Raw genomic sequence first — 25140 nt, 5'->3', positions numbered from 1 at the left:
GAATCTGTTACACCCTCATTTAATCATTAACTTAATCCCACTTCACAATATCTAGACCACAGCCTCGCATTAAGGTTTACCCCAAATGCGAGGCTGGTTTTCAGTTTCAAACCCCTTCAGTTATAACTTCTGTAAGCACCAAGCTTAAGTGGTGTTTTAGCTTTATTTAACCGATATTGTGACAAACCTTTACGCTCCAGCCCTTTATGCAAAAGCGAGAGCTAGCGCTTATTTTCATTGCTAAAAATCCGCTATCTTGGCTATAAGACGTTTTTTTGAGCATTAACCTATGTTTCAAATTTTCACTGATTTTGCATCATGGCTAATTTACGATTTATTGGGCTTGTCAGAGCAGACAAAGCTTGGGGATGCACTGCATTTTTTTGTTGAAGACGTAACTAAGATTTTTGCCCTACTGCTGGTGATGATCTACCTCATAGCCTTAATGCGAGCCTCATTAAATGTTGAACGAGTCAGAGACTATTTAGCTGGTAAACCCAAGGGCTTAGGTTACTTGATGGGCTCTGGATTTGGGGTGGTAACACCATTTTGTTCTTGCTCCAGTATTCCGGTATTTCTTGGCTTTACCTCAGCCGGGATCCCCCTTGGGATCACCATGAGCTTTTTGATCACCTCACCGCTAATCAACGAAGTAGCCATCTTGCTACTCATGAGCCTACTGGGGATAAAATTCACCATTTTATATGTCGTGGTTGGCATGAGTGTCGGCATGTTAGGCGGCTTTTTTCTCGATGCAATAAAAGCTGAGCGCTGGCTACAATCTTTTGCCGCTGAAGCCCTCAAACGCGGTCAACAACATAGCACAGCTAATAACCCTGACGATATTCAAACCCAAGCGCTATCAATGTCACAGCGGCATCAATTTGCCAAAACTGAGATGTTCGATATTTTTGGCCGAGTATGGAAATGGGTCATTATTGGTGTCGGCCTTGGGGCAGCGCTGCACGGCTTTGTACCCGATGGTTGGATTGAGGCCCATTTAGGCGATGGCCAATGGTGGTCAGTACCTGCTGCAGTACTACTGGGGATCCCGCTGTATTCAAACGCCACCGGGGTAATTCCTGTGATGGAAAGCTTAATTGTTAATGGCCTACCCATAGGCACCACACTGGCATTTTGCATGAGCACCGTTGCTGCCAGCTTCCCAGAATTTATCTTACTAAAACAGGTTATGCAGTGGCGCTTACTGGCAATATTATTCTGCCTGCTATTGGTGGCGTTTACCCTAGTCGGTTGGCTGTTTAATGCCTTTACGCCATTTTTATGATTTTACTGATGTAAAAAACATCGGTGATTTAACAGCTCAATAAATAAGGATTTATCATGAGAACCATTAAAATATTAGGCTCCGGCTGTAAAAAGTGTCTTGAAACAGCAGAACTTGCCCAAGCAGTTGCCGATGAAAAAGCCGTTACTGTCACAATAGAAAAAGTCACCGACATGGCGCAAATTATGGCTTATGGTGTAATGAGCACACCTGCTGTGGTGGTGGATGAAAAAGTGGTTCATAAAGGCAGTAAGCCCACTAAAGAGCAACTGGCGAGCTGGATATAGCGCAGAATGATACATCTGCTTATTGGGATAATGATAACTTACATCGCTTGGTATTGATGAAAAAACCTAAGGGAATGGGTCTATCTCCCTTAGGTCTCCACCACAGTGCTTTTAGCACAATGCTATAACACAACATTAGCCTCTAAATAACGGATGTTTTAGTGGCAAAACTGTCACATTGACTCTAGCTTGTTTAAAATAATTCACTAACTTGTCTTGAATTGACCAATTTGTTCTCTTAATTGCTGTGACAAATGATTAACCTGCACACTGGCACTATGTGATTGGTCGGCATTGCTGGCCGTTAATCTGGCTTCATCACTAATATTGACAATATTACGATTAATTTCATCACTGACCGCGGTTTGCTCTTCTGCTGCTGTGGCGATTTGGGTGGCCATATTAGAAATCATCGCCACCGATTCGGTAATTTTAGCTAAGGCCTCACCCGCTTGTGCTGCCTGAACGGTGCTTTTATCGGCTTGCTCACGGCTTGAGTCCATTACCGATACCGCATCTTTAACACCCGTTTGTAATTGTCCAATCATTTGCTGAATTTGATTAGTTGAATCTTGAGTTCGTTTAGACAAGGTTCTGACCTCGTCTGCCACTACCGCAAAGCCACGGCCGTGCTCGCCCGCGCGGGCAGCTTCGATGGCGGCATTGAGTGCCAGTAAGTTAGTTTGCTCTGAAATACTGCGGATCACATCTAAAATGCTACCTATATTATCGGCATCGTTTTGTAATTTTTGTAACGCATTGGCAGCTTGTTCAACCCCGCCAGAGAGGTTATCGATCGAAGCGATCGTTTGCTGAACTATCATGTCACCATGGACCGCTTGGGTATCAGAATCTTTAGCTGCTTGCGCCGCTAGTTCGGCATTATTAGCTACTTCCACCACGGTTGCTTGCATTTGATTCATCGCTGTAGCAACTTGTTCGGTTTCACCTTGTAAGCGCTGCATGCCCGCTAAGGTTTCGTTACTGGCCGATTTAAGCTGCACACTTGCCGTACCTAACTGCTGAGTATTACCATTGAAATCAATAATTAACTCACGAATATTACCTACAAATACATTAAAGTTGCCAGCGACCTGATTAATTTCGCTATTACCACTGTCATCTAGCGCCACGGTAAGATCTTTAGAGCCTGAAGCCACATTACTCATGGAATTATCTAAAGCGTTAAGCGGAGTGAAAATATTGCGGTAAAGGGCTGACAAAATAATGATAATAAACACACCAATGCCAATACTGCCCCACAATTGCACACTGGCAGCTTGCAAGGTGGAATTTAGGGTTTCTTGTACCGCAACAGTAAATTTACCATCTAACTCTTGGGCTAATTCATCTAAATTATCAGCTAAATCTGACGATGCTTGGTCAAAGCCACCAGCACCTTTCATCAGTAAATTACCAGCATCGGTCCCCTGAGTTAGGTAAGCATCTGCCATATTCACACCAGATTCATGCAATTGATTAATTTGACGTTTAATCGATTGAGCTCTTGCAGTATATTCCGGTGCCGAACTGATAAGTTTATCCATATTTGCTTGAGCGGCATGCAAACTTGCTAACGCTTCGGCTTTGGCTTCATCACTTTTTGTTGCGCCAACATCGGTTAAAAACTGCTGAATTTGTACAACATCATAGCGAGTATCTTTTAAAGCAAAAATAGTATTAACCTGTTTTTCTTCATTTAACACACTTTCATAAATAGAAGATTGCTGGGCATTGCTCACCCAAACTAAAACGATTAAAGCCAATAATGATAACGAAATTGTAATTTGAAGCATTCTCTTAATTGAGACATCAATACTCATATAACTACCTTTAAAGATTAAGCCTACTTTAAAATATAAATCGGAGGAATTAGCTTAAATTCACCGTGATTAATGACCTGAATATCAAGTTATTTCAGTTGTCAGTATGGGGTTTGGCGAGTGGTTATTACTCTTAAACAGCCTTTATTGCACATTAAAGTGCTTAATAACATGACTCAATAACATTGGCCTCTAATATTCGTGTAGTACACGATTAGACCTGTATATAGACATCGACTTATTGAGGGAAAACTTTAATGGAGATTTTGCAAGATAATGACCTTTGGCTTAACAAGTTTCACTTGTTAAAGTCAAAGGCCACTATTTTATGAAAGGCATAACTGACAGGGTATTATGGTTTTATCAACAGCAATCAACCGACGTCAAAGCGGGCAAAGGGATTATAACAAGGCCGATTAGCGCCGTAGTATTGCAGCGCCTCTGTGGCAGGGTTACTGACTTGGAAATAATTGGTCGACATCATAAAATCAGTGACTAATTTTCGCTCATACTTATCAATCCAAATAGCACGCTTTTTAACAACCAAATCAAACATTGAAGATTGATCTAATATAATAATGGCACGCAGCTTCATCTCACCATATTCAGCGGTAAAATGATCACAAAACAATTGCAGGTTTTCATCGCTAATATTTAGCTTACCCAGTAAACGATCAAGGCTAGAAACGATAAAATTTTGGGTATTTAATGTATGCACTCCATAAAATACCGCCCCACCCAGCCCTGCGCCAACCGCTGCAACTTTAAGAAACGAGCGTCGAGAAAGACTAGTACCACTCATATTAAACCCCCATTCTCGCTGCGCGCACTGCTAATGCTGCAGCCGTTAAGCTAGGATTAGCACAAGAACAGCTTGGAAATACTGATGTGCCCACCACAAATAAGTTTCGGTATTGATGATGAATAAGGTTTGCATCTACCACTGAGCCATCATCAATGTTGCCCATTCTCAAGGTGCCCTGTAAATGTGATTCAGTCGGCCGCCAGCCACGAAAATGAATCGCTTCCACAGGTAATGCATCAAGTACCTTAGGTAATTGCGCTAAAGCCTGCTCAATACCTTTTTTGGCGTACTCAGATTCTCCGGTATAGCTCACTACCGCCTGCCCTGTAGTAGCATCAATAGTGACATTATTGGATTTTTGGGGGAGATCTTCAGCGACAATGACTAATGGCAGGGTTTCTCGCCAGCGACCCACTTCTTTTCTAAAGCCATAAGGCCAACGATTTTCAAAGTAAATCAAACAAGAAGCGTGATCTTTTCTAAACTCGCCATCATACAAGGCATAATTGAGCCCTGTGGTAATAGTGCTACCATCAAAGTTCTCTAAACCGTCTAAATACACCTCTACTTTTATCCCAATTTGCTCGTGTAGCCCTAGGCCCGTGTCACCAAAATCCATTTTCGATCGTAGCAATATCGCAGGGCTTTGTATGGCGTTGGCGCCTAAAACAAACTTGTCGGCGCTGACGGTATATTCTTGATTGTTGTTGATAAAAACCACGCTAGAAACCGTGCTATCACTGTGCTGCATATGCCTTACTTCAGAGTTTAAACAGGTATGCACTCTTGGGTCCGAATACACCTGCTGAAAACCATTATGCACAGTAAATTTGGCCTGAATGGGACATAAATTACATTTGGCATTAGAGCAGCAGGCCGCCCGTGTATCAGTTGACACCCTTGCTCTGGCCGTTGGCATGATAAAGTGGCTGTCCATATTGCATTTTTCATAATGCGATCAATGGCAGTGGGTCTATGGGGCGGCTGGGGATAAGGTTTTGAGCGAGGAAACATGCTTTGCATATCAGGATCGCCTGACACCGACATAATGCTTTCGACATCACAATAATAAGGCTCAAGATCGTCATAGGAAATCGGCCAGTCATTGCCGACCCCATACAAAGAGGCGGTTTTAAAATCTGCAGGATGAAATCGAGGGGTTTGGGCAAACCAGCAATTCATTCCGCCACCAAAACCAATGGTGCAATTCCATTCTTTTTCAGCTGTATTTTTAAAGGTATCGGCAGGATCAACAGCCGAATTTTTACCTTGGGATAATTGCCAATTCCACGAATGATAATCGCCCCATTCCAGCACCAGAATATTACCATTAATTTTTTTTAGCGCCTCAAGTAAAAAAAATGAAGCTCCAAAGCCAGAACCAATAATTATTAATTCATACTTTTGCTGCGCAGCCTGTTCGGCGCTGACAATATTTAAATTCATCGTTATGGGATTCCTTTTCGCTGGTCGCTAACATGAGACCGTTAAATTTAATCCTTAAATACGGCCCTTAAATACGGCCTTTATTTTTAGTTAATTAAATATGGTATCCCCGATACCTTCATATTCAGCAACTAGATAACAATTAAATCATGCAAAATATCTTTATATAATTCCATCGTTATATAACTGATTGTATATAAAAACAATACAAGCGTTCTCCCCACCAAAATACCAATTTCAGTAGTAAGTTCTAGTTAATGGCCGCAGTCCTTTATCTACCATCACACCAATTCGATTAACTAAATCGATATTCATTAGAGTAAAACATCAACAAGTTTATAAAGCGCATTTGACCAGATCATATTTTAGTAATCGCATAAAAAAACGGCCAATCAATGATTGGCCGTTAGGGTTTACTGCGATTATGTTTAAAACCTTAGCAAACAAGCATGAGGGCTATTAACGCCACACGCCCCACTCACCTGTAGTACCAGGCTCTTCACCTTGAGTCCACCACTGAGCAGTCCACTCTTGGTTATTATGCATCACCTTTTCACCGCCATTATAAACAGCAGATGCACTCCATTGCTCTCCAGGCAATGGCTCAGGGCTTGGTCCTGGTTCTACGTCAGTTGGGGTAATAGTAAAACTATAAACCGTTTTATCTTCTTCGCCTTGACCTGAAACAGTAAGCTCAAAACTGACTTCTTGGGCGACATTCTCAAGCAAAACAGTGTTGATAATTAGCTCATCATTTTGACCAATAGCGGTTTCAATCGGCAAACCTGCCACTTGCACCCAAGAGATTTGTTCAATATCGCCTTTGCTGCTTGCTGGCGTTAATACCACGTACTCACCATGGGTAACGCTAGCGTTAGTAATTTCTTTTAACACTGTTGGCGTAATCACAGCTTCAACAAACTCATTGTTTGCTGTGATACTGAACTCTCCATAAGCCTGTCCATTACTGGCATTAAAGAAGTTATTATGTAGCTCATTTCTGAAATACATATAGTGATTCATTTCTGCATGCCAACGGCCAATAAACACGTTACCGCTATATTGAGTCTCGTAATAACCGTTGACTTGTGAGGCTAATAAGCGATCCCAATCGAGTTGATTGTCAGCGGTAATTTCTAACGAAAAGCTAGAGTGAATATCACCATTGTCACTAAAGACTTTATAATTAACCGACTCACCAAGCTGAGGGGTATTAAGGCTGATATCAGCAGGAATAAAGGCATCGCCTTGCTCTAAGTATGGCTCGCTTGGTTCTGGATCAACCGGTGAATCACCTGAAATGGTAATGTCACTACAGTTATAGAATCCTTCACCAACGGTGTCATCTCGCTGCCAGCGAGTAAACAAAATCGCATCGCCTGAACGATCGGCTGGGATCGCAATGTCCATGCGGTACTTTTTATCGGCATCCACAGCAACATTGCCGTACTCTTGGATTAACTCTAAGTCATCCCATTTAAGTGGCTTAGACACATCAACACCAGGCTTGGTTAAATAAAACTGCCAGAATGAAGGGTTGTGAGGCGCGGTTGCATTAAACACGTACTCAAAAGTACCAGTTGGCAATTCAGTGCGGGTCCACTGTGAATGCTCAGCACCCATACCGCTTTTTTGAGCGTCATTGGCATAACATAAGCTGCCATCAGGGATAGCCGCTTTTACCACTTCCATATCATTGTATGTCGGTGCAGGAATATTAATGGCAAATTCATTACGCTGAATAAATGGATAAGTACCAGAAATCGCTTTGGCTTGTGCACAAGCCGCATTAGGTGGTGTGCCACTCCACAAGCCACCTTGCTCGTAACAAATTGATTGTCTTGCTTCAGGAAATTCAGCCCAACCATGGGCATGAGCACTTTGATTAGGTATTAAGATGTACATTGCTGACACAGCAGCGACGGCACCGAAAAACTTATTGGTTTTCATGTAAATATCTCTAGTTATGACGTAAAAGAAGACTGCAGACTCAAGGGCGATAATGGATGAATATAAATAACCAACAGTGGTCTGTTCGCGCTACATCATAATTAAAAAAAACCATAAGACAACAGAGCCAATAAAACGACAGCACGTCAAAAAAACTATTATTTACAGCAATATAGACTCAAGATTAAAACGAGTTAACAAATTTAATAAATATTTGACTTGTCATATAATTGACGATAGGGAGCGTAGAAATAATCAACAGCTGCCGCCAATCACCCACAAACACTTATATGGCTTAGTTAAGCCAGTGTTTTACAATATCGTCTTAGCATCAATTTATAATGTATTAGGTTCGCGCCTTTAGTCACAGACAACTAGCGCCAAATAATTGATCTTTGAATGTTAAGATTATTGGTGGCCAATTAGGCACTCATCCGACCACTTCCATTTGCATCCAAATGCATATTTATTCAGCATTAGAATTTGTTTAGACAGCCTAAGTTCACAGCGCTACAGCAAATAAATACTAAAACCACTACGCTATTGTGAGTTAATGACGGCCTAATTTCAGCTGCTGGCAAATATCACTGGCCAGTACCACTCGCTGAGTTTGGCCAAGTTGATGGCCTAGTGTGGCATGCCAGTTCACCCCTGTAATAGCCGCATCAACCGCCGACAAGCCTTGTGCAATAAGCGCAGCAATAATACCCGCTAAACAATCCCCCATACCGGGCGTGGCCATAGCTGCTGAGCCAGAATGGCAAAAATTGACTCCACCTTGATGGGCGACTAGTGTGCCAGCCCCTTTTAATACCACGACTGCTTGATATTTTTTATGTAGTGCCAGCGCAGCGGCAACGCGATCGTTTGTAACTTCAGTGGCAGATATGCCCAACAAGCCAGCGGCCTCTGCCTCATGGGGAGTTAGCACCCAAGGCGTTACCGTTTGCTGATGCTTTGCCAAATAACGCAGCGCATCCGCATCTAACACCCCGAGGCTGCGTTTATTATCAACGCCAGAGTTGGGTTGAAGGGTTAATAGCGTTTGCATGATTTGCTGCGCTTGTTGGCCGCGGCCAAGACCTGGGCCCACCACCAGCACGGCGTTTTGCTTTAAGGTGTTTTCGGTACTATCAGAAAACATAATCTCAGGAGATTGGCTTAAGCAGGCGACAAAATGGCTTGGCTCACACTGTAAAAATACCCGCCCAGCGCCAGCATTTAAGGCTGCGCGGCTAGCAATAATGCCAGCGCCAGCCATATTGCCAAGACCTGCAATAACGCTGACATTACCATGATGACTTTTATGGGTATTACCCCTGCGTGATGGCAGCATATTTACCCTTGGATCGTAGCGCCAATTCTCTTTTGTTGTACCAGCAATAGGCTCAAGCCCTAAAGAGTCTAACGACAGTGCCCCACAAGATGCTGGCCCATATGCAGTGAGTTGCCCCGGCTTATAAGCAATAAAGCTATGGGTGGCAGTGGCATTAACGCAAATCGGCTCAGGCTGGCCGCTATCGGCATTTAAACCGCTGGGCACATCAACCGCGTAAACCTGCTCAGCACTCTGATTAATGTCATCAATAACCTTTATCGCCGCAGCAGATAGTGTTCGGGTTAAACCACTGCCAAATAGCGCATCAATAATGATCGGATAAGATGCGCTAGGTTTAGTGGTATGAACACTACCACCAGCCGCTAAAAATTCATTCATGGCTTGCTGCGCATCGATGCCCGCTTTGGGCGCGCCAAAAGGCGCATAAACCACGACATTTTTCCCCTGTTGCAGTAACAATTTGGCGATGTAATAACCATCACCACCATTGTTGCCCTGACCCACAACCACCAATATTGCTTGCGATGTATTAAAAGCGCTGCCAAAGCGCTGCACAAAACTGCTAGCAGCCTTAACCATCAAGGGCCAAGTACTATTGTTATGGCTTGATGCCCAATACTGCTCGGCGTCTCTTACTGCCTGCGCTGATAACACCACTGCGCTTTTTTCAAAGTGATCCGCTAAATGATCCTCTAAGTGATCGTATAAATGATCTTTTAGCTGAGCCATTAAGTCATTGTCAGAAAGAGTGGCCATATAAACCTTACCTTGAATGCGAAAGCTAGTATTAACTATACAAGAAGTATGGCAGCACAAAACTACTGCACACGGGATTAGGCAGATATTTGCCATCAATATAAAGCGGGGGGTGGCAATAACTATCAACAATAGATGTGGCAATAATTTTCTACATTAGTCATTACAATTCAATCGCCTTAAGCATTAACACTAGCTTAACAATTGTCGTATGATGGTTTTCTCGCTTACTTATACCTACAATAAACAGGAAAACCACGCAGATGGTAAAGCCAAATAAACAATTAAAAGGTCTAACAAAATTCAGCTTAGCAGCGGCAATATCGCTGACGCTAAGCCTGCCCGCACTGGCACAACAAACCTTATTAATCGCTGATGCATACGTCGATGTAGTAAAAGGTAAAACCATTAATGACGTGGCCATTGTCATTAATGGCAATCAAATAACCCAAGTCACCCAACAAGCCAAAATCACTACAGATAATGATTACAAGCTTATCGATTTAAGCGGTAAAACCTTACTTCCTGGGATGATGGATATGCATGTTCACCTTAGCGGTGATGCCGAGGATAATTTTTTAGCCTCGCAAAATTATTCTATTCCACGCCAAACCGTTAAAGCGGTTAAAAATGCCGAAAAAACCTTAATGGCAGGCTTTACCACGGTGCGGGACTTAGGCGCTGCAGGTTACGCCGTTATTGCCACCCGCGACGGCATTAATGCCGGTGAAATTGCAGGGCCAAGAATTTGGGCTGTTGGCCATCCGATTAGTATTACAGGCGGGCATTGCGACGATAACTTTTCATCCCCAGAAAAAAAATCAAAATCGCAAGGGGTCGCTGATGGACCTTGGGCTGTGCGCGCTAAAGTACGTGAAAATATCAAGTATGGCGCTAATGCGATTAAAGTGTGTGCCACTGGCGGGGTATTTTCTAAGGGCACTAAAGTCGGCGTGCAACAGCTAACTTATGAAGAAATAAAATCAGCCGTTGATGAAGCCCACATGCGTGGCTTAGTGGTTGCCTCCCATGCCCATGGCACTAGCGGTATTAAAGCATCGATCAGAGCGGGCGTCGATAGTATCGAACATTGTAGTTTCATGGATAAAGAAGCAATAAAAATGGCTGTAAAGGCTGGTACTTACCTTTCTTGTGATATCTACAACACTGAATACACCCTCGCCTATGGCGCAGCTAATGGTGTACCTGAAGCAAACATCAATAAAGAAAAGTTAGTATCGCAAGCCCAGCGAGATAGCTTTAGAGCAGCGGTAAAAGCTGGTGCTAACATGGTATTTGGCTCAGATGCGGCAATTTACCCCCATGGTGATAACGGTAAGCAGTTCTCACGTATGGTGACATTTGGTATGACCCCAGCCCAAGCCTTACAAGCTGCGACCATCAATAGCGCCGCTTTACTCAAGCAAGACAACCTCGGGCAGATTAAAGCAGGTTTTTTAGCTGACATTATTGCCGTTGATGGCGATCCGCTCAGCAATATCAGCTTAATGGAAAACGTGACCTTTGTGATGAAAGACGGTCAAGTCTATAAGCAGTAAACCAGTAAGGTTTAGCTAATAAAGCCAAATGACTCGCTAGAAACAACAAAGCCTTGATAGTGTTTGCTATCAAGGCTTTTTAATATGTAAAAATAAGGCTGATTTAAGCCTTACTTTAGCTTACTAGTTGATTTAGTTAACCCACTGCATTAACTCTGCAGCCGTTCTCAATGCATACTGGCGTTTAACCAAGTTACCAGCGGGATCAAACAATAGCACTTCAGCAGGGCTAGCACGGTATTTGGCAATCAATTGATCACCCTCTGGGGTGCCTATTCTGGCGATCAAAAAAAACGCTTGCTCACTAATCTGATCGCGAGCCTCATTCATTTGTTCAGTTTGGCTATTGCTCACCGCAAGGTTGGGATCATAAACAAATACAAATGCAGGCTTACCTGTGCCAATTTGTTCATGGGTGGTTTTAAACCCTTTGGGCATGACATTAAACACCACCGCAAACAATATCACTATGGATACAATAACGCCGAGAGTCACCCAAGGCTTACGGCTAGACGAGTTTGAACTGTGATTATCTTTGATAATAAAACCCTCTTTAAGTGTTCAATTTATGACAATAGTTTATATCGTCATCCATTGTAATTAACTTAACTGAGTTTTATCTTAAAACGAAATTACGCTTTTAAAGCGCGGTCACAAGGTTAACTAAAACGCTGATATAAAGCCGCAAGATCCCAGCTGCACGTTTTAACAAAATTTAAATCCACCTAAGTATCAGCATCGACGCAGGCTAAATGCTAAAAAAGGGGATACTCTCAACAAGTATCCCCTTTCTTAACACAGTGACTAAGTTACTGGCGCTATCGGCTTAGTGATAGCTAACCAATTACTATTATTTTTACTTAGCACGTATCCAATCATCGACAGTTTGATTCACTAAGTCAGCAGAAGACTCCATAAACCAGTGACCGCCCGGTACCACTTCAACCTGACCCTTATTCAAATCGACAACCTGTTGCAACCACTCTTTACCATGGAACCACACATTCTTATCTTTGCCATAGATGAAAAGAAAAGGCGTGCCAAAATCTTCCACCGCAACACGTTGGGGTAAATCTTTTGATAAAATAGCGTTCCATAAATGCCAGTATGGGTAAGTCATACGCGCATCAGAACGTAAATTAGCCACTTTTTTATTCGCGTCTACATTCTGTTCAAGTTTTAATATGTTTTCCGCAGTAAAAAGCGTTAATTTTTCACCGAGAAATTCAGGTAAAACCCAAGCAAGCGCAAGGGCAAAGGTGTATTTAACATTAATGCTTGGTGATTTTTCGTTACCATAGCTGCCAATGTCTAAAAGAATAAGTCTGTCGACCAAGTCATTTTGCGCAAGATAATGTGAAGCATAAGACGCGCCCCAGTCATGAGCGAGTACAGTCACTTTATCTCTATCTAAACTTTCGATAAAGGCATCCATAATCATGCGAATTTGCTGAATATTGTAATCGGGTCTTTGGCCATTATCTTCTAGCTCGAACCCCGGCAAAGTAAATCGAGCAATCCGATAGTCTTGCTTTAAATATTCAACTTGCTTGTCCCACAGCTCTAAACTATCAGGATAACCGTGGATCATGACTATGGTCTCTTCACCCTCACCATCCATTTTTACTTCAAGGTTTTTTACTATCGTAGGTAGTTGTTGCTGAAATTCATCATCTGGCATCGGGCCTGTAAAAACAAATGTGCCTGCGAGATACAGAATGGGAGAAAGTACAACCAGTACGATCACTAAGATCCTAATTATTATTTTTTTCATACATATCCATTTTTATGTTGAAGTACATCTACAAACACCCTGCTGGCGTTTGCGCTTTTATCAATTAATACCGTTAAAAATTTTTATACCGAGTTAAATGCATCAGCAATTGCTGACAGATACCGCAGCGCTAACTAAACATAGCTATTCGCAGCCAAGATCTAGTGTATTTTTAAGCTGATTAATCAGTAACGCGGTTACACCCCATACAAATTAGAATAATAACTCTAATTTTATGAAGATGAAAAGAACTATCGACAATTATGTAAATACTGTAAGAAAACTAAATGTACAAGGCGTTCGCCTATCAGGCTTTTTACTGTTATTTCAAGCGTTTGATCGTTTTTAGGGCGATTTATAAGAAGAAGTTATTACACAGTTTGCCGATGCCCAACATATTGGGTGGCATAAGCGCATAAGTGCGGACTCAGCAATCTCGATTTAGTCAGCTAAAAAACCTATTTTGATAGGCTATGCTAAATGCTAAATGCTAAATGCTAAATGCTAAATGTTGAATGCTAAAGAGAAGAGCTTTAAACAAATGACGCGAGATAGGTCATAAAGAACAGAGAGATTAACTAAGATGTTGAGCCTAGTTAAACAGAGTCAAATAGTGGCTCGCGATGGCAAGGTTAATGTTTGTATCTAAAGGTATTACTGTCGTCTAGAATGTCAATTTTGATCGCTACAATCCCTTGATCGCTACTGGCTATTTGTTGAAACGCTTTTTGAGAAAGATCGATCACTCGGCCTTTAACAAATGGGCCGCGATCGTTAATTTTTACATCGATGCTTTTATTATTGCCGGTATTGGTCACCCTCACTATAGTGCCAAATGGCAAGGTTTTATGGGCTGCAGTATAGGCTCTCATATTGTATTTTTCACCACTTGCCGTCAGTCTGCCGTGAAATTTACTGCCATACCAAGAAGCTTGCCCTGCTAGCACATGAGATGTTGAATATTGTGTTGTTTTAGAAGCATCGATGGGCACTCGTGATGAACAGCCTGTTGCCATAGCAAGGAGTAACACACTAAACATAAGCTTAAATTTAATCATTGTGTTTACTACTCGCTCTTTAAAATAATGCTTCATTTTATTCGCTGTCTTGTAAGCACAAAATGCTCTCAGACAACTCGCTAACCTTAGCCTGCAGTGTAGATGAGAACATTTAAGCTGTCACTCAAGATGACTTATAACACCACCATAGCAAGCGCAGCATCACATAAACCCTGCTCATGTTCACTCCCTTGTTCATGTAGTAGCTGCTGGAGCCTATATGTTATGGCTCGCTAGCAACCGTGGATTCTGCCCCCCCCGTTATTACACTGACTTGCACTTATGACACTTTTTAAAAGCAAAACCTTATGCCAACGCTTGTATCTCAGAGAGTGCTTTATCAATCTCGGCTTCGTTATTAATTAAGCTCGGCGCAAAACGCGCGTATGAGTCACGATAAGGCGTCGAGCTCATAATGATGCCCTTAGTGTGCATATGCTCTACCACCTGTTGCGGTGACAAACCATCGACATCAAAACACACCAGCCCCGATGATAGTTCAGTGGCCATTGGCGTATACAAGGTGACATGTGACATTTTTGCCAAGCCTTGCTTGGTTTGGGTATTGAGCTGATGAATACGCTGTTGCACATTGGCTTTACCCAAGCGTAAATGAAGCTCAAACGCAGCGGGTAATGCCCAACGATGTTCAAAGGAGTGAAAGCCTCCTGGTGACATATGTTCACCCATTGGTACTTGCGCTTGGGTGCTATTACCTAGCCACACATCGTAGGATAGGCTGAAACTTGGGATCACTGCGCTGCAGTTATTCCAGCCGCGCTTTGAGCCCCATATAATGCCAGTGCCACGTGGGCCAAAGATCCACTTATGAGTGCCAGCAATAAAAAAATCACAGCCTAATGTACTCACATCAACATCCTCGATGCCAAAGCCATGTACGCCATCGACACAAAAGAGGATTTTATCAGCTTCAGAACGTGAGCTGTTGGCTTTGGCAATCACATCTGCCATAGCGCGGATAGGTAATTTAACCCCAGTGGAAGAGTGAACCCAAGTCACAGCCACCACCTTAGTCTTTTGATTAATGGCCTTTGCCAAGTTATCGATAACTTGCAAGCTTGTCACTGTGGCAGGGGTGTCATATAACGTAATACGGCGCACGTTAGCCCCTGTTCTTTCTGCACGCAGTTTTAAAGACAGATCGGTAGAGTAATGATCGTGTACGGTTTGCACTACTTCATCATTAGGGCGTAATTTAAGCCCGCTGTATACCAAAGATAACCCCATCGTTGTACTGTCAGTGAGGGCAATTTGTTCGGCTTCACCACCCATATAGCTTGCTGCCGCAGCGGATATTTTTCCATCAATGGTTTCAAAGTGTTTATGCCAATAATCTGAAGGATTGGCATCTAAGCCTTTGCGGTGTCGCTCAATTTCATCTGCCACAGGTTTAGGGTGAGAAGCCAACAAAAAGGTAGAAAGGTGAATGTAATCGTCAGTTAAGGGGAAAAGCTGTCGCAGCGCAGTCCAATCTCCAGCATTGATATTATCAGGCATTAACGCTGCTTTATTGCCCTCAGCAGCGGCATCAGCTGCATTGCCTATGCTTGTCCCAATGACACTTCCAGCTAAGGCTAAACCCATTCGACTTAAAAAATTACGACGTAACATAGACAACTCTTTATTAATCGCTGTGTACCGTTAATAAAAAGTAGCAACCGAATGCAGGAGTGTCTATTAATTGACCGCAAGTGTCACTGCGGCGCCGAAAAGTCAGTCTTAAACATGATTAAGCCTGTTTGATAATGTACAAGTTGGGTAAGTGGGGAGATGATCTCGCTTGCTAGTATAGGTAAGCACAGTTAAAGTGCACTCTGTTTTGATTTAACAATCATCAACTTGATTGATTGCAGCGTTTTTTATCTGAAAGGTTAACTATATATGGAAAAAGTGTTTGAAAAATTAATGTATGCATCACGCTGGATCATGGCACCGATTTATTTAGGTTTAAGCCTGGTCCTATTTGCGTTAGGTATCAAGTTCTTTCAAGAGATTTTTCACATCCTACCGATGATTTTTGAGATGAAAGAAGTTGACCTGATCCTGATTACACTATCGCTAATCGATATCACTTTAGTGGGCGGCCTTCTGGTGATGGTGATGTTTTCAGGCTATGAAAACTTCGTTTCACAGCTAGATGTGGGCGAAAACAGTGACAAACTAAGTTGGCTTGGAAAAATGGATTCAGGCTCACTTAAAAACAAGGTAGCCGCATCAATTGTGGCCATATCGTCAATTCATTTACTTAAAGTTTTTATGAATGCCGAAAATATCGATAACGACAAAATCATGTGGTACTTACTGATCCACATTACCTTTGTATTATCGGCCTTTGCCATGGGCTACTTGGATAAAATTAGTCGCACAAAGTAGCTGCTGACCTTAAGTTGCAAATCCAAATAAAAAAAAGCCTCGATACGGTTAAGCATCGGGGCTTTTTTCGGCTTGCAGTTTGTCGGCATTAAAGCTGACACCTGAAAGCATGCTGCATTATTGATCCAAAGAAACGCCTTAAGCAGACAATAAATACACCTACAAAATAATCTCAGCTAATACAAATCCAATCATCACCGAGCTAACAATCGTCACCACACCGGGTACCACAAAAGGATGGTTAAATACCCACTGGCCAATACGGGTAGAACCTGTGTCATCCATTTCAACAGCCGCCAACAAGGTTGGATAAGTTGGCAATACAAATAAGGCACTCACCGCAGCAAAAGAAGCAATAGCAGCCTCAGGGCTAACCCCTAGCATAAATGCCGATGGCATTAACGCCGCTGTGGTTGCGGCTTGCGAGTACAACAACATGCTCGCTAAAAACAAAATGATCGCCAACATCCACGAATGCTCTTCTAGCAAGCCACCCGATAGCGCTTTAATCTCTTCTAAATGCCCAGCAACAAAGGTGTCACCTAGCCACGCAACACCTAATACACAAATACACGCACTCATGCCCGATTTAAAGGTCGCCGCATTAAGCACCTCAGCTGTATCCACTTTACAAAACAGCGTAATCGCCGTGGCTGCCGTTAGCATAAACACCATAATCGCTTCATTTCGCGGCAATGTCGGATTATCAATAAGACCTACAGCATCACTAATCGCGGTGGCGTAAAACACCACTGCCACAATTGCTACCAGAAAAACCATCACCGAACGCTTAGCCCCTGCTGGTAACTCAGTGCTGTTCACCTCGCGTTTGCTCACTAAGCCATGAGCTAAACGGTCTTGATAAACGGGGTCATCTTTCAACTCTTTACCCATAAATTGGGCAACAAAAGCGCCGACCATACAAGCAATAAAAGTAGCGGGAATACAAATCATCAATAAGCTGATATAGCCCACGCCTTTGCTTTCAAGCATGCCGCTCATTAGCACAACCGCAGCGGAAATAGGTGAGGCGGTAATGGCAATTTGAGAGGCAACAACTGCAATACTTAATGGCCGTGAGGGACGAATGCCCTGCTCTTTCGCCACCTCAGCGATAACAGGTAAAGTAGAAAACGCGGTATGTCCCGTACCTGCAAACAGTGTCATGGTGTAAGTGACAATCGGAGCTAAAAAAGTCACCTGCTTAGGATTTTTACGTAAAACACGCTCAGCGATATTCACCAAATATTGCAAACCACCCGCAACTTGCATCGCCGCAATAGCCGCGATGACCGACATAATAATCAAAATCACATCAATAGGAATGGTGCCTGGGGTCATCCCTAAGCCAAGAGTTAACACCAACACACCCAAACCACCAGCAAAGCCAATACCAATGCCGCCGATTCGTGCGCCGATAAAAATGGCAGCCAATACCACCACTAACTCAATTGTTACCATAAATCCTCCCAAGCCATAATTGCGCGCACTTTACTGCAAAACCAATATAAGCAATGGATGATTAAATCAATAAAACCTCAACTAACAGAATAAAAAACCGGAAGTGTTAACTAGGGCGTGTTGTTCATTGCGGGTTGAGTTTTGTTCGAGATAAAACCGATTAAGCGCGGCGAGTGAATTGCCGCCTAGCAATCTAAGCACTCTTTGTTCGCAAAAAAATCGCTTGGCGATTTACTCCGAGTTTCTTTCGGCGCATTAACTTCGCACCCTGATTTCACACGTCTTATTTCCCACGTATTAATTAAGGCGTGTCTTTGTGAAGTAATTCCATCAAGCCAACGAGTGCGGCAAACAGCACTGCACCAACAGGCCAAATAATCCAAGTGATGCCCCAAGCCATTGTCCAAAAGCTCCAGCCAAGATAGATAGCAATGAGCAAGGGCCAATAAAATCCAGCCAACTTCTCGGCTCGTTTAGTACGTCTAGTTGTCTCTGTCTCTTTAACGGCTTCTTTCAATACATTGCTATAGGCATCATATTTTGCAGAAACCGGTAAAATAATGAATAGACCAACCGCAATAATAAAAAGCAGTACATCTATCATTAATAAAACAATGTCTTGCTCAAAAGAAAAAATACTCACGCACAGCAGCGGAACAAAGCTAACAATAAAACAGAAAATACCTACAGATAAGCGCAAATTATAAGCTGGCCTAAACTGTTTACGCTTTTCATGAAACACGCTGTGAACACCATAAGCGAGTTCAAATGGTTCATCTTCTATCGCCGCTATTTCATCTTGATATTGGTTTGTCTTGATAAAAAAGCTCACTCCAACTGACACCAAAATCAACACACTCACAATACCCAATGCCGCTGCTATATCACCCGTCATGTTAAATCGATTCGTTTCCGCCATAGCCATAAAGAAAAACAACGGCATTGCAGAACACACACACAAAACCACGCCTTTAGAAACAAGATTCGTCATTGCGATTTTATGCTCAACATACTCAGTCGCTTGCTCTAGGGTAATATGGTTAATGCCTAGTTCTTTGGCTTCAGTAGCAACTTCAAATTCCTCGTTCTCGTCCTTTAGTAAGAAGTCTGTAGACACATCAAAAATCTGTGAAAGCATAATGATTTTATTTAAATCAGGAATGCTATTTGCCCCTTCCCATTTAGAAACAGACTGACGAGAAACATTCATTTTCTCCGCCAACTCTTCCTGCGACCAGCCCAGTTTCTTCCTTAATCTAATAATCTTATCTGCAAGTATCATTAGTGAGTCCTTTTAATCAATAATTGAGCAGCAAGCATAAGAAATCAGGCAGTTGCTCACTAGCAAGCCAGCTTGTTATTCTGTCAACCAGCAGTTGCGTTATTGATTATTAAGCCATATTTCAGCAATTTTTTGTATCTAATCGCTAAATTAGCGATTGAGTTTAGGCTATGAAGCAAGGAATGAATTTGAAAAAAATTTACTCTGACCCTGACGAATCCCCACTTATTCTATTAGCGACGCAGCACCGCTATCCAGCGGCCAAGATTGAGCAAGCTTGCTAACGAGCCAGCCACGTAGGTCAGCGCCGCCGCTTTGAGAATCTTCTCCGCATGCTTTAGGTCACCGTCGTGCAGGTAATTGCCCTCTTTGAGTATGGGCAGCGCCTTGCCATAACTGGCGTCAAACTCCACCGGCAAGGTCACCAGATGCACAACAGTGCTCAACCCCATCGACAGCACGCCGATCAAAATGGTCAACGCGCCAGCCTGTGGTATACGGGTGAGCATTAAGACCACTGGCGCCGCGAACATCATTATGCCGGCAATACGCTCACCGACCATAGCGGTTCTAGCCAGCCTCTGTCGCATCAAAAACAAAGACTCGCCGCGAGAATCCTGAAGCGCATGCCCAACCTCGTGGGCGGCGACAGTCACAGCCGTCAGGGAGTGACCGGCATAGTTATCCGGCGTAAGGCGAACAGCCTTAGCCCCGGGATCATAATGATCGCCGTCAGGCGTCTCTTCAACCTTAACGTCATGTAGGCCAAAACGATCTAGAATATGGCGAGCAAGTTCACCACCGCTACCTTGATGACGGTAACGATCAGTGGGCTGTTGGTACTTGCTCATGATGTGCTTGACCCACAAGCCAGGCAAGAATACACAGCCCGCAATGACAATAATTAGAATGACCCATAGCATGAAACCCAGTATGCCATAAACCTTGGTATAACTCTCACGGCTTTTACTCAAAGCCATTAACTGTGGATGCGTGTAGTCGCCTGCAAAAAATAAGTATTTTATAACAAAATTTAAAGCCACTAAAAAGCCCCGATACCGTTAGGTATCGGGGCTTTCAATTCTTTTACAAGAAGTTTGGCTTTAGCTTTTAGGCTTCAGATCAGCAGTGCATATAGCGCTGTATAAATAGGTTAGAACAAGGCGCTTTACCACGACGTTTAGTACGCTAAACGAGTGGTGAAGCAACGCAGTTATCACCAATTTAGACAAGCTAGATTACATCATGCCGCCCATTCCGCCCATACCACCCATACCGCCCATATCTGGCGCTGCAGCGTCTTGTGGAATTTCCGCTACCATTGCTTCAGTTGTGATCATTAGACCTGCAATTGATGCGGCAAACTGTAGTGCACTACGAGTTACTTTAGTTGGGTCAAGAATACCCATTTCTAGCATGTCACCGTAAGTGTCGTTACCGGCATTGTAACCGAAGTTACCTGTGCCATTTTTAACTGTGTTCGCCACAACTGAGGCTTCTTCACCTGCGTTGGTTGCGATTTGACGAAGTGGTGCTTCCATTGCACGTAGTGCGATGATTACGCCGTGCTTTTGGTCTTCGTTGATCACTTCAACTTCAGAAATCTTAGACGCTACACGTACTAGTGCAACCCCACCGCCAGGAACCACACCTTCTTCTACTGCTGCACGTGTTGCATGTAATGCATCTTCAACACGGGCTTTTTTCTCTTTCATTTCAACTTCTGTTGCTGCGCCAACTTTGATTACTGCAACACCGCCAGCAAGTTTTGCCATACGCTCTTGAAGTTTTTCTTTGTCGTAGTCAGATGTTGACTCTTCAACTTGTTGTTTGATTTGCGAAACACGGCCAGAGATTTGCGCTTGCTCGCCGTTACCATCGATGATGGTGGTGCTGTCTTTAGTGATAACAACACGTTTTGCTGTACCTAAGTCTTCTAGGGCTGCTTTTTCAAGTTCTAGACCGATTTCTTCAGCGATAACAGTACCGCCAGTTAGGATAGCGATATCTTGTAGCATTGCTTTACGACGGTCACCAAAGCCAGGTGCTTTAACAGCAGCTACTTTAACGATACCGCGCATGTTGTTGACAACTAATGTTGCTAATGCTTCGCCTTCAACGTCTTCTGCAACAATAAGCAGTGGCTTACCTGTTTTAGCTAGACCTTCAAGGATTGGTAATAATTCACGGATGTTAGAGATTTTCTTATCAACTAATAAGATGAAAGGAGAATCTAACTCAACGCTGCCTGTTTCAGCTTTGTTGATGAAGTAAGGAGAAAGGTAACCGCGGTCAAACTGCATACCTTCTACAACATCTAATTCGTTTTCAAGGGCTTGGCCTTCTTCAACGGTAATAACGCCTTCTTTGCCTACTTTTTCCATTGCTGTTGCAATGATTTCACCGATTGATTCATCAGAGTTAGCAGAGATAGTACCTACTTGAGCAATGGCTTTAGAATCTGCACATTCTTGCGAAAGTGCTTTAAGCTCAGCAACGGCTGCAATAACTGCTTTGTCGATACCACGCTTAAGATCCATTGGGTTCATGCCAGCAGCGACTGCTTTAAGGCCTTCAACCACAATTGATTGTGCTAATACGGTTGCAGTAGTTGTACCGTCACCAGCAGCATCATTGGCTTTAGAAGCAACTTCTTTCACCATTTGTGCGCCCATGTTTTCGAACTTGTCTTCTAGTTCGATTTCTTTCGCTACCGATACACCATCTTTAGTGATTAGCGGTGAGCCAAAGCTTTTGTCTAAAACGACGTTACGACCTTTTGGGCCTAATGTTACTTTTACTGCGTTAGCAAGAATGTTGACGCCGTTAAGCATTTTAACGCGACCGTCACTACCAAATAATACTTCTTTTGCTGACATTGTTATGTTCCTTCAAATTTGTTGATGATTGCAAAGGGTTAATGTTTAAAATTAACCTACAACAGCCATTAGGTCTGACTCAGATAAGATAAGGACTTCTTCACCATCAATCTTTTCTTTTTTCACGCCGTAACCTTCGTTGAAAATCACTACGTCGCCAACTTTAACGTCAAGGGCTTTAACTTCACCGTTTTCTAAAATGCGACCATTGCCTACTGCTAGGATTTCACCACGAGTTGATACTTCTGCAGCGCTACCAGTTAATACAATGCCACCAGCTGATTTTGATTCAACTTCTAAACGTTTAACGATTACGCGGTCATGTAATGGACGAATATTCATCTACGGACTCTCCTAATGATTTGGTGCCCTAAAACGAGGCGGTTTTAACAAAATGATAAGGGCATTACCCCTTTGATGAATGATATATGGGGGTCGATGTTGACAGTTCCAAGTGTATTTTAAAAAAAACTGCGATTTAATTGTAAAATTTGTGGCTGCTAATATTTAAACCATCTTGAATGCTGCTAGAATTTGGCTCCCGTTTTCGTGTTTAAGTCGAGATAGATGAAAGATAAACATGGGTTGCTTAACGCACCAATAGGTCGTGTGCTATTCAATATGAGCCTCCCCAACCTTATCGGTATTCTCACCATTTATGGTGGCAGCCTTATAGATACATATTTCATCAGTCTTTTGGGCACTGAATCATTAGCTGCGGTAAGTTTTACGTTTCCGGTGGCGATTATTTTTTCCAGTATTGCCATTGGCATTGGCGCGGCGGTTTCCACTAACCTCGCCCGCTTAATTGGCGCAGGTAATCAACCCCAAGCTAAAGCGTTTTTGTTTGATGCCTTGTTGCTAACATTTTTATTGGTGAGCGCGTTAGTGTGCATCGGGATTATGGCCATTGACCCGCTATTCACCCTACTGGGCGCTAATGAGTTAAGTTTGCCACTTATTCATGATTATATGCTGGTGTGGTTTTTAGGGGCGCCATTATTGGTGTTATTGATGGTGGGCAATCAAGGCATTCGCGCCACCGGTGATACTTACTCCCCTGCGATCATTATGTCGGTGGCAGCAATTATCAACCTTATACTCGACCCTTTACTTATTTTTGGTCTTGGGCCTTTCCCTGAGCTGGGTATTCAAGGCGCAGCCATTGCCACTTCAATATCCTGGTTATTTTCAGCCTCTGTGGCTGTGTATATCTTGGTATTCAAAAAACAAATTTTGGTCTTCACCAAATTAAGTAAGCACCGGATTATCAAAAACTGGTGCAAGCTGGGGCATATTGCCCGCCCTGCGGCTTTAATGAATATGATTAACCCTATTGCCAACGGCATTATTTTGGCCATGCTTGCCAGAGTCGATCAAGCTGCGGTGGCGGCTTATGGTGCAGGGGTGCGCTTAGAAACCTTATTTATTTTGGGGATCATGGCCCTTAACTCCAGTTTAATGCCGTTTGTGGGGCAAAACTTGGGGGCGGGGCAACATCAGCGGGCTAAAGATGCCATGATGCTGTCACTGCGGTTTGCTCTTGTGCTGCAAACCTTACTGTATCTGCCTATCTTTTTGAGTGCTGATTTTATTGCGCAGTTATTCAGTAATGATGCTGTGGTGATCGATTGGTTGAGCTTTTATATTAAAGCCTTACCCGCAGCCTATGGGCCATTAGCAGTGGTGATTATCTTCGCCACTTGTTTAAATGCCTACCATAGACCGATCCAGTCGTTAGTGATTAACTTAGTCAGGCTGTTTATTTTAATGCTGCCATTGGCGGCCATTGGCTTATACTTTGGCGGGGTAAAAGGTTTATTAATTGCGCTGCCAATAACCAATACCATTATGGGCATTGCCTGCTATGTGATGGCCAGTCGGATCACTGAGCCAGAGTCCGTTACCGCGTCAACGGCCACTAAGTCAATTAACACCATAAATTAACAGGGATGCACAAGGGTTAATACACAATGAAAAGATCAATCAACGCCGCGCTATTGTCAGCTTTTGTGTGCCCGGGTACAGGGCACTTATACATAGGTAAAAAAGCCATAGGTTGGGGCATTATTCTGGCTTGTTTTATCAGTTTATGCGCCATCATGACCGTGCTGATGCAGCGCGCTCAAGCGGCGGCTGATGATATTGTCGCGGGAAATATTGCGCTGGACTTCAACAGTCTTTATGCCGCAGTGCACGACAGCGTGACCCTTGATTTACCCCCTTCAGTATCGATGGCCACTTGGGTGTTATTTATTTGCTGGGTTGGGAGTACGGTTAGCGCGTATTGGATGGCTGAGCAGCTAGACAAACCTTCAAAGGATTCGACTCTCGCACCTTAAGTTAATGCCGTAAACAAGCAGCTGAATTATTTGAGCCATAAAAAACGCTAGTCTTGCTAGCGTTTTTTCATTGAGTCACCAAGCTAACAATTAGTCTTTTTTGGGCTTATCTTGCTCGCCCTTTTGCTCACTATCTGCGCGAGGCTCATCCTGTGGGGTGATATCTTTAATTTCTACCTGATGGGTTTCAGGGGTTAAATCATTTGGATCAAATTTGCGTTCAAAATCACCGTCAAAGGTATTGCCGCCTTGGTTAAATGGGCCATTTTGCCCAAATGGATTTTGGCCTGGTTGACCTTGTGGACCAAAGCCGCCCTGAAAACCGCCACCAGCAACCACGCGCATTTGCATACGTTTAAAGATATAGCTGGCAATCGGTGAGCGAGTGATTGGGGTTAGCAATAACAAACCGATAAAGTCAGTCACAAAGCCCGGAAACAATAACAGTAAGCCTGCCGCGGCGAGCATCATGCCTTCGACAATTTCTTTACCCGGCGCTTCACCGCGCTCAAGCTTAGATTGCACTGACATTAAGGTGCTTAAGCCTTGGCTGCGCACTAGTGATACTCCCACAATCGCAGTGAAAAACACTAATGCGATGGTATTCCAGGTGCCAAGCACATCGCCCACAGAAATTAATACTGACAACTCAATGGTCGGAACGATAATAAATACAAACAATAAAATAAATAACATG

At 43.2% G+C, this 25140-nt stretch carries 22 protein-coding genes; 6 read left to right on the top strand and 16 right to left on the bottom strand.

Features of this window, described 5'->3' with window-relative positions:
- Positions 1-289 precede the first annotated feature (289 nt).
- On the top strand, positions 290-1288 hold the full coding sequence (locus tag AB4160_RS09830; RefSeq protein WP_372004415.1) for a permease: 999 nt from the start codon (positions 290-292) through the stop codon (positions 1286-1288).
- Positions 1289-1344: 56 nt separating this feature from the next.
- Complete coding sequence (locus AB4160_RS09825) at positions 1345-1575, top strand: thioredoxin family protein (protein ID WP_102475495.1); 231 nt, start codon at positions 1345-1347, stop codon at positions 1573-1575.
- Between the two features lie 206 nt (positions 1576-1781).
- Here the strand turns inward: AB4160_RS09825 and AB4160_RS09820 are convergent, their stop codons facing one another.
- The 6 genes from AB4160_RS09820 to AB4160_RS09795 form a co-directional block, all read right to left on the bottom strand.
- Positions 1782-3398, bottom strand: a complete 1617-nt coding sequence (locus tag AB4160_RS09820) for a methyl-accepting chemotaxis protein (protein WP_372004413.1) — start codon at positions 3396-3398, stop codon at positions 1782-1784.
- Positions 3399-3771: 373 nt separating this feature from the next.
- Positions 3772-4200 (bottom strand): twin-arginine translocation signal domain-containing protein, encoded by a 429-nt coding sequence (locus tag AB4160_RS09815; protein WP_102531462.1) that lies wholly within the window; start codon positions 4198-4200, stop codon positions 3772-3774.
- Position 4201: 1 nt separating this feature from the next.
- Entirely contained in the window at positions 4202-4954 is a 753-nt protein-coding gene (locus AB4160_RS09810) for a GMC oxidoreductase (protein ID WP_372004410.1), read from the bottom strand.
- Between the two features lie 17 nt (positions 4955-4971).
- Positions 4972-5649, bottom strand: coding sequence for a hypothetical protein (locus AB4160_RS09805; protein ID WP_372004408.1), 678 nt, complete (start codon positions 5647-5649; stop codon positions 4972-4974).
- A 459-nt stretch (positions 5650-6108) separates the two neighbouring features.
- Positions 6109-7599 (bottom strand): lytic polysaccharide monooxygenase, encoded by a 1491-nt coding sequence (locus AB4160_RS09800; RefSeq protein ID WP_102439316.1) that lies wholly within the window; start codon positions 7597-7599, stop codon positions 6109-6111.
- A 550-nt stretch (positions 7600-8149) separates the two neighbouring features.
- Complete coding sequence (locus AB4160_RS09795) at positions 8150-9694, bottom strand: NAD(P)H-hydrate dehydratase (RefSeq protein ID WP_372004405.1); 1545 nt, start codon at positions 9692-9694, stop codon at positions 8150-8152.
- Positions 9695-9957: 263 nt separating this feature from the next.
- On the opposite strand from AB4160_RS09795, the gene AB4160_RS09790 reads away from it, so the two are divergent.
- On the top strand, positions 9958-11253 hold the full coding sequence (locus AB4160_RS09790) for an amidohydrolase family protein (RefSeq protein WP_372004402.1): 1296 nt from the start codon (positions 9958-9960) through the stop codon (positions 11251-11253).
- Between the two features lie 132 nt (positions 11254-11385).
- Here the strand turns inward: AB4160_RS09790 and AB4160_RS09785 are convergent, their stop codons facing one another.
- The 4 genes from AB4160_RS09785 to AB4160_RS09770 all read right to left on the bottom strand — a co-directional run bounded on the left by AB4160_RS09785 (position 11386) and on the right by AB4160_RS09770 (position 15717).
- Positions 11386-11748: a hypothetical protein gene (locus tag AB4160_RS09785; RefSeq protein ID WP_303411797.1), complete on the bottom strand. Its 363-nt coding sequence runs from the start codon at positions 11746-11748 to the stop codon at positions 11386-11388.
- Positions 11749-12109: 361 nt separating this feature from the next.
- Entirely contained in the window at positions 12110-13027 is a 918-nt protein-coding gene (locus AB4160_RS09780; RefSeq protein ID WP_372004400.1) for an alpha/beta fold hydrolase, read from the bottom strand.
- Positions 13028-13659: 632 nt separating this feature from the next.
- Positions 13660-14085: a septal ring lytic transglycosylase RlpA family protein gene (locus AB4160_RS09775; protein WP_102439325.1), complete on the bottom strand. Its 426-nt coding sequence runs from the start codon at positions 14083-14085 to the stop codon at positions 13660-13662.
- Between the two features lie 306 nt (positions 14086-14391).
- Positions 14392-15717, bottom strand: a complete 1326-nt coding sequence (locus AB4160_RS09770; RefSeq protein WP_102520474.1) for an aminotransferase class V-fold PLP-dependent enzyme — start codon at positions 15715-15717, stop codon at positions 14392-14394.
- Positions 15718-15987: 270 nt separating this feature from the next.
- On the opposite strand from AB4160_RS09770, the gene AB4160_RS09765 reads away from it, so the two are divergent.
- The gene (locus tag AB4160_RS09765; RefSeq protein WP_102439310.1) at positions 15988-16479 is read left to right on the top strand and encodes a TIGR00645 family protein; all 492 of its coding nucleotides are present in this window, start codon (positions 15988-15990) and stop codon (positions 16477-16479) included.
- Positions 16480-16638: 159 nt separating this feature from the next.
- Here the strand turns inward: AB4160_RS09765 and AB4160_RS09760 are convergent, their stop codons facing one another.
- From AB4160_RS09760 to AB4160_RS09740, 5 genes are all read right to left on the bottom strand, one after another.
- Positions 16639-17940: an anaerobic C4-dicarboxylate transporter gene (locus AB4160_RS09760; protein ID WP_102475487.1), complete on the bottom strand. Its 1302-nt coding sequence runs from the start codon at positions 17938-17940 to the stop codon at positions 16639-16641.
- Positions 17941-18241: 301 nt separating this feature from the next.
- On the bottom strand, positions 18242-19222 hold the full coding sequence (locus tag AB4160_RS09755; RefSeq protein ID WP_102439306.1) for a helix-turn-helix domain-containing protein: 981 nt from the start codon (positions 19220-19222) through the stop codon (positions 18242-18244).
- A 233-nt stretch (positions 19223-19455) separates the two neighbouring features.
- Positions 19456-20265, bottom strand: a complete 810-nt coding sequence (locus tag AB4160_RS09750; RefSeq protein ID WP_372004396.1) for a zinc metallopeptidase — start codon at positions 20263-20265, stop codon at positions 19456-19458.
- Positions 20266-20460: 195 nt separating this feature from the next.
- A complete protein-coding gene (gene groL / locus AB4160_RS09745) occupies positions 20461-22101 on the bottom strand; it encodes a chaperonin GroEL (protein WP_372004394.1) in 1641 nt (546 codons plus the stop codon).
- 51 nt (positions 22102-22152) lie between these two features.
- On the bottom strand, positions 22153-22443 hold the full coding sequence (locus tag AB4160_RS09740; protein WP_076538652.1) for a co-chaperone GroES: 291 nt from the start codon (positions 22441-22443) through the stop codon (positions 22153-22155).
- Positions 22444-22668: 225 nt separating this feature from the next.
- Between AB4160_RS09740 and AB4160_RS09735 the strand changes: the two genes are divergently transcribed.
- Entirely contained in the window at positions 22669-24048 is a 1380-nt protein-coding gene (locus AB4160_RS09735) for an MATE family efflux transporter (RefSeq protein ID WP_102475480.1), read from the top strand.
- Between the two features lie 26 nt (positions 24049-24074).
- Positions 24075-24443 (top strand): hypothetical protein, encoded by a 369-nt coding sequence (locus AB4160_RS09730; protein ID WP_372004391.1) that lies wholly within the window; start codon positions 24075-24077, stop codon positions 24441-24443.
- Between the two features lie 90 nt (positions 24444-24533).
- Here AB4160_RS09730 and AB4160_RS09725 read toward each other — a convergent pair whose 3' ends face one another.
- The gene (locus AB4160_RS09725) at positions 24534-25139 is read right to left on the bottom strand and encodes an FxsA family protein (RefSeq protein ID WP_102439583.1); all 606 of its coding nucleotides are present in this window, start codon (positions 25137-25139) and stop codon (positions 24534-24536) included.
- Position 25140: the final 1 nt, after the last annotated feature.

Source organism: Shewanella sp. 10N.286.51.B8, from assembly GCF_041469325.1.
Taxonomy (GTDB): Bacteria; Pseudomonadota; Gammaproteobacteria; order Enterobacterales; family Shewanellaceae; genus Shewanella.
Note: the sequence above shows the minus strand (reverse complement) of the source record. Positions and strands in the feature narration are given on the sequence as shown.